Genomic DNA, 5,657 nt, shown 5'->3' on the forward strand with positions numbered 1-5,657 from the left:
GCGGCGTAGCCGCGGGTTCTATAGAGCAATTCCAAGAAGCGCGCTAGATGAACGATATGAGCTCGGACGTATCTGCGGCAGCGCTGCCTTGAAGCCAATTCCATTCCCGCCGACGCGCCTTCTCGCCGAGAATCTCTCCTGCCGACGTAGCGGGAGGCTGATTATCGAGGGCTTGAGCTTCACCTTGCAATCGGGCGAGGCGATCGCGCTGACCGGCCGCAATGGTGCCGGTAAATCGAGCCTGATCGCCATGCTCTGCGGGCGTTTGCGGCCGGATGGCGGTCGGATTCGGCTGGAGGGAAGCGAGGACGAGGCCGAACTCGCCGAAATCGCGCATCTCGTCGGTCATCGCGACGGGCTCAAGACCGCGCTGACGGCCCGCGAGAACCTCGCCTTCGCGCAGGACATGCTCGGCGATGCCGCCGCGACCCCGGATGAGGCGCTGGGGGTCGTCGGTCTCGGCCACGTTGCGGAATTGCCGGCTGGCTATCTCTCGGCGGGGCAGCGGCGGCGCGTGGCGCTGGCGCGGCTCCTGGTCTCGCGTCGGCCCTACTGGCTGCTCGACGAACCGCTTTCGGCGCTCGACACGGCCTCGCAGGCAATGGTTGCCGGGCTGATGCGCGATCATTTGGCGGAGGGCGGCGCGATTCTCGCCGCGACCCATGGTCCGCTTGGCATCGAAGGCGCGCGTGAAGTCAGGATCGGGCCGTGAGACGCGCTTTTCTCGCGATCCTGAAGCGTGACCTCGCGGTCGCAGGCCGAGCCGGTGGCGGCGGCGAGCTGGCGCTCGTCTTCTTCCTGACGATGGTCGTGCTCGTGCCCTTCGCGCTCGGGCCCGATCTTAATCTGCTCTCGCGGATCGGGCCGGCGATCCTCTGGCTCGGCGCCTTGCTCTCGGTGCTGATCGGGCTCGACCGGCTGTTCCAGAGCGACGAGGAAGACGGTTCGCTCGACCTGATCCGCGCTTCGGCCCTGCCGCTGGAGCTGGCGGTGCTGGCCAAGGGGCTAGCGCATTGGCTGACGACCGGGCTGCCGCTGGCGCTGGTCTCGCCGCTTCTCGGTCTGCTGGTGGCGCTGCCGGGCGAGGGCGTTCTGCCCCTGGTCGCGACGCTTCTGGTCGGCACGCCGGCCTTGAGTTTCATCGGGGCCGGCGGGGCTGCGCTGGCTGCAAGCTTGCGGCGAGGCGGGTTGATCGTGCCGGTTCTGGTCGCGCCGCTGACGGTGCCGGTACTGATCTTCGGCGTCTCCGCCGCCAATGCGGCGGTCGGGGGCACCGTGCCCTTCCTGACGCCGTTCCTCATCCTGTGTGCGATCTCGCTGGGCGCGATCGTGGTCGGCACGGTGGCTGCCGCAGCAGCGCTGCGGTCAGCCGAATAAGCGGTTCAGTCCCGCTGGGGCGCCAGCGCGACGAATTCGACGGGGTGGCCGCACTGCGTCGCGAATTTGGCGACAGAGGCCGCGATATCCTCAAGAGCGACGTTCTGTTCCGCGAAGACCTGGCGGATTTCCTCGGCCGCGGCGTTCACGTCGAGAACGGGCGCCTCGTCGATTTTGCTGCGTACCTTCATCTCGACGGCACGTTGCATATCCTCCGACAGCTTGATCAACATGGTCGATCCTCCTGATTGACAGGCTAGAGGAAGAGCGCTGCCAGTGCAACCTTAAAATACAAAAAAGAATAATATTTTCAATAGTTTAGCAAGATAGTAAGTTGGAGGTAAAGACTCCGGTGGCGGTATCGGGGGCGCTGCTTGCATCGCAGCGCTTGCCGCTGTTATCGTCACTTACTCATTTTGATGCGGTTGCACCAAAGATGCCGTCCGACGAACGGGGCGAACGCCTCCAGATCATGCTCAATCAGGACGAGTTGCGCGCCCTGGAGGATTGGCGTTTCTCCAAGCGCATGCCCAGCCGGGCCGCTGCCGTGCGCGAACTGTTGCGGCGTGGGCTGGCGGCGGAGGGTTTCGACCTCGCCGGCGAAGGCGTCCAATCCAAGCAGTTCGGTATCGTCGACAAGGGCGGTGCGGATGCCTCCTCGGACGAGGAAACCTAGCCGAAGCGTGATTGTCGCAGCCCCCAGGCATGCATTGCTTGGAACCGGTCGAGATTGCTAAAGCTCACGGCATGGCGCTCAAGCCCCCGCAATTGATACCGCCGGCATCATGGCCAGCCTGATCGACCTCGCCAATCCGACGCGCTTCATGCGCTTTTCGGCCGTGCTGTTGCCGTGGCTTGCCGCCATCGCGACGCTGCTGATCGTTGTCGGGCTTTATCTTGCCTGGTTCAAGGCGCCCGCCGATTACCAGCAGGGCGAGACCATCCGCATCATGTTCATCCACGTGCCGGCCGCCTGGCTCGCCATGATGTTCTATTCGATGATGGCGCTCTCGGCGCTGGGCACGCTGGTCTGGCGCCATCCGCTGGCAGATGTCGCGCAGAAGGCCGCCGCGCCCATCGGCGCCTGTTTCGCGCTGATCTGCCTGATCACCGGCGCGCTCTGGGGCAAGCCGATGTGGGGCACCTACTGGGTCTGGGACGCGCGCCTGACCTCGGTTCTCGTGCTGCTCCTGATCTATCTCGGCATCATCGCGCTCTGGCGAGTGCTCGACGATCCCTCGCGCGCGGCGCGGGCCGTCGCTATCCTGACGCTGGTCGGCTTCGTCAACGTGCCGATCATAAAGTTCTCGGTCGACTGGTGGAACACGCTGCACCAGCCGGCCTCGGTGCTGCGCATGGGTGGGCCGACGATCCATCCCTCGATGCTCTGGCCGCTCCTGATCCTGGCTGTCGGCTTCACGCTGATGGCGCTGGCGCTGCACATGGTCGCGATGCGCGCCGAGATCATGCGCCGGCGCGTGCGGACGCTGACGATCCTCGAGGCGGAGCGGCTCGACCGGCTGGCGGCTCAAGGAGCGCCGGCATGAGTGGGTTTCTCGAAGGCCTCGGGCCGCATGCCGGCTTCATCCTGGCCTCCTATGGCACCGCCGCGCTCGTCCTCGTCGGGCTGACGTTGGCGATCTTGCGCGATCACGCCGCCCAGAAGCGGGCGCTCGATGCGCTGGAGCGCCGCGGTGCCGGTCGCCGTTCGGGCCGGGAGGCGACATGAGCCAGGTTGAACCCGCGCCACGGCGGCGTTCGCCGCTGCTCTTCCTCGCGCCGCTGATTATTTTCGGCCTACTCGCCATCGTTTTTGGCGTGGGCCTGTTCAGCGGTGACAAGAGCAAGGTCCCCTCCGCCCTGATCGGGCGCGTCGCACCGGCGATCACGCTGGCCCCGCTGGACGGGCTGCAGAGGGATGGCAAGCCGGTGCCCGCCTTCGGCAATGCCGATCTCGTGATGGGCAAGGCGACGCTGGTCAATGTCTGGGCGAGCTGGTGCGCGCCCTGCCGTGTCGAGCATCCCGTGCTGATGGGCCTCGCCGAGACGGATGCGGTCAGGCAGGGCAAGGTCGCGCTGGTCGGGATGAACTACAAGGACGAGGCCGAAAATGCGCGCCGCTTCCTCGGCGCGCTCGGCAATCCGTTCTCGGCTGTCGGCGCGGACTCTGCCGGGCGCGGGGCGATCGAATGGGGCGTCTACGGTGTGCCTGAGACCTTCGTCATCGGGCCGGACGGCCATATTCTCGACAAGCATGTCGGCCCGCTCGATCAGATGGCGGCGAGCCAGCTGCTTCAGCGGGCGCTGAAGGCCCGCTGAGCCGCCATAATGCTCGGGCTTGACCCGAGCATTTCCCAGGAAATCGCATTCTTGTCATGAGATTCTCGGGTCAAGCCCGAGAATGACGCCTTTTTCAGGCCGCCTTGCGGCTGGCGACGAGGCTCTGGAACAGACCGCGCCCATCCGTTCCGCCGACCAGCGAGTCGATCAGGTTCTCCGGGTGCGGCATCAGGCCGAGAACGTTGAAGCCGGGCGAATAGATGCCGGCGATATTGTTCAGCGAGCCGTTCGGGTTCGCTGCCGCGGTGACATTGCCTTCGGCATCCGCATAGCGGAAGGCGACGAGGCCTTCGCCTTCGAGCCGAGCCAGCGTCTCGGCATCGGCGATGTAATTACCCTCGCCATGCGCGATGCAGACATCGATCGCCTGGCCCTGGGCATAGGCGCGGGTATAGGGGGTGTCGTTGCGCTCGACCTTGAGGTGCTGGCGCTTGCAGACGAATTTCAGGTGAGCATTGCGCACGAGGATACCGGGCAGGAGCCCCGCCTCGCAGGCGATCTGGAAGCCGTTGCAGATCCCCAGCACGTAGCCGCCGCGGGCCGCATGGGCGCGGGTCGCATCCATGATATGAGCGCGGCCGGCAATGGCGCCGGTGCGCAGATAGTCGCCATAGGAAAAGCCGCCTGGCAGCACGACGAGATCGGTTCCGGCCGGCAGCTCGCTATCGGCGTGCCAGACATGGGTGACCTCGGCGCCGGCCTGCTTCAGCGCCTTGGCGACGTCGCCGTCACGGTTGGAGCCGGGAAAGGTGATGACGGCGGCTTTCATCGTTCAGGCTCCGATCTCGACGCGGTAGTTCTCGATCACGGTGTTGGCAAGGAGCTTGTCGCAGGCGGCCTTGAGGACGGCTTCGGCCGCGGCCTTGTCCGAGCCCGAGAGCTCGATGTCGAAGACCTTGCCCTGGCGGACGGAATCGACGCCGGCGATGCCGAGCGACTTCAACGCGCCTTCGATCGCCTTGCCCTGCGGATCGAGCACGCCGTTCTTCAGGGTGACGGTGACGCGGGCTTTCATGGGGTTCTCCGGACGCGGATTGTTACGGGGTGCCTTAACGGTGAATCGGAGCGGGCTCAACCGTTTCCCGCCGTTTCACGTGAATCAGCGGCTGCGCCAGGCGGCTTCGGCATCGCGGCGGGCTGCTTCGGGGGTGTCGCTGACGCCGAGCGCGATGACCAAGCGGTCGGCCTCGCGGCCATAGAGGATCGCAGTGCCGGCCTCGCGGCCGGCGGTGTCGAGCGAGCGGATCGTGACGAGCACGCCCTTGGCTTCGGTCGAATCGATGCGGGCGACGTCGGTCGCGCTGCGGGCCTCCGGTTTCGCTGCCTGCTTCCTTTTCAGCTTGCGCTGCGCCTTGCGGCGCTCGGCCGCCTTCGCCGCGGCAAGCTGAGCGAAGGCTCGCCCGAGGGTTGCAGGGCTTTCCGACAGGGCCTTTTCCATGTCGCGGGCCTGATCGCCTTCGAGAGCGATCACGGCAGCGAAGCCCTGACGCGTGCAGCTTTCGCGCGGGCAGAACACCATCGAGCGGGCTTCCAGGCCGTCATTGAGAACCCAGGAACCGATGGGCAGTGGCTGCCAGCCCTGTGAGGCCGGCAATTCGGCAATGCTCGGCCCGAAATGATGCGAGCAGGCGGCGAGCAGGAGGCTGCCAGCGAGGATCAGGGCTGCGACATGAAAACGGGAGCGCATGCGCTCCCGTTTCAATCGCGATAATGGCGCAGCGATGGCTTTCACTGCACGAGGCGCGGGCCGGTCGGGCCGGGGTTCTCGTTCTCGCCGAGAATGCCGAGGCGGCGGGCGACTTCGGAATAGGCTTCGATCAGGCCGCCCATGTCGCGGCGGAAGCGGTCCTTGTCCATCTTGTCCTTGGACTTGATGTCCCAGAGCCGGCAGGAATCCGGGCTGATCTCGTCGGCGACGACGATGCGCATCATCTCGCCTT

General features: G+C 65.9%; 11 protein-coding genes. 6 read left to right on the plus strand and 5 right to left on the minus strand.

The features are described 5' to 3' along the window. Window positions 1–88 precede the first annotated feature (88 nt). Together ccmA and ccmB are read left to right on the plus strand one after the other, a co-directional pair. The gene (gene ccmA / locus Q0Q36_RS24785) at window positions 89–712 is read left to right on the plus strand and encodes a heme ABC exporter ATP-binding protein CcmA (protein ID WP_293802517.1); all 624 of its coding nucleotides are present in this window, start codon (window positions 89–91) and stop codon (window positions 710–712) included. Next, complete coding sequence (gene ccmB / locus Q0Q36_RS24790) at window positions 709–1,377, plus strand: heme exporter protein CcmB (protein WP_293802519.1); 669 nt, start codon at window positions 709–711, stop codon at window positions 1,375–1,377. Before ccmA ends, ccmB begins: the two co-directional genes overlap by 4 nt. A gap of 5 nt (window positions 1,378–1,382) precedes the next feature. Here the strand turns inward: ccmB and Q0Q36_RS24795 are convergent, their stop codons facing one another. After that, window positions 1,383–1,610, minus strand: a complete 228-nt coding sequence (locus Q0Q36_RS24795; RefSeq protein WP_265056978.1) for a hypothetical protein — start codon at window positions 1,608–1,610, stop codon at window positions 1,383–1,385. Between the two features lie 203 nt (window positions 1,611–1,813). Here Q0Q36_RS24795 and Q0Q36_RS24800 point away from each other — a divergent pair, with 203 nt between their 5' ends. From Q0Q36_RS24800 to Q0Q36_RS24815, 4 genes are all read left to right on the plus strand, one after another. Continuing rightward, window positions 1,814–2,053 (plus strand): hypothetical protein, encoded by a 240-nt coding sequence (locus tag Q0Q36_RS24800; protein WP_265060454.1) that lies wholly within the window; start codon window positions 1,814–1,816, stop codon window positions 2,051–2,053. Between the two features lie 109 nt (window positions 2,054–2,162). Then, window positions 2,163–2,924 (plus strand): heme ABC transporter permease, encoded by a 762-nt coding sequence (locus Q0Q36_RS24805; RefSeq protein ID WP_293802521.1) that lies wholly within the window; start codon window positions 2,163–2,165, stop codon window positions 2,922–2,924. Next, on the plus strand, window positions 2,921–3,106 hold the full coding sequence (gene ccmD, locus Q0Q36_RS24810; protein WP_293802523.1) for a heme exporter protein CcmD: 186 nt from the start codon (window positions 2,921–2,923) through the stop codon (window positions 3,104–3,106). The genes Q0Q36_RS24805 and ccmD overlap by 4 nt, the downstream gene beginning before the upstream one ends. Next, window positions 3,103–3,696: a DsbE family thiol:disulfide interchange protein gene (locus Q0Q36_RS24815; protein WP_293802525.1), complete on the plus strand. Its 594-nt coding sequence runs from the start codon at window positions 3,103–3,105 to the stop codon at window positions 3,694–3,696. The genes ccmD and Q0Q36_RS24815 overlap by 4 nt, the downstream gene beginning before the upstream one ends. 94 nt (window positions 3,697–3,790) lie before the next feature. On the opposite strand, the gene purQ is transcribed toward Q0Q36_RS24815, so the two are convergent. The 4 genes from purQ to Q0Q36_RS24835 form a co-directional block, all read right to left on the minus strand. Continuing rightward, a complete protein-coding gene (purQ, locus tag Q0Q36_RS24820; protein WP_293802527.1) occupies window positions 3,791–4,486 on the minus strand; it encodes a phosphoribosylformylglycinamidine synthase subunit PurQ in 696 nt (231 codons plus the stop codon). Between the two features lie 3 nt (window positions 4,487–4,489). Then, window positions 4,490–4,732, minus strand: a complete 243-nt coding sequence (gene purS / locus Q0Q36_RS24825) for a phosphoribosylformylglycinamidine synthase subunit PurS (protein ID WP_293802529.1) — start codon at window positions 4,730–4,732, stop codon at window positions 4,490–4,492. An 84-nt stretch (window positions 4,733–4,816) separates the two neighbouring features. Beyond that, complete coding sequence (locus tag Q0Q36_RS24830) at window positions 4,817–5,404, minus strand: hypothetical protein (RefSeq protein ID WP_293802530.1); 588 nt, start codon at window positions 5,402–5,404, stop codon at window positions 4,817–4,819. Between the two features lie 41 nt (window positions 5,405–5,445). Next, on the minus strand, window positions 5,446–5,657 hold a 212-nt coding region (locus Q0Q36_RS24835), incomplete at its 5' end, for a phosphoribosylaminoimidazolesuccinocarboxamide synthase (RefSeq protein ID WP_293802532.1).

This window comes from uncultured Allobosea sp. (assembly GCF_945957345.1).
Taxonomy (GTDB): domain Bacteria; phylum Pseudomonadota; class Alphaproteobacteria; order Rhizobiales; family Beijerinckiaceae; genus Allobosea.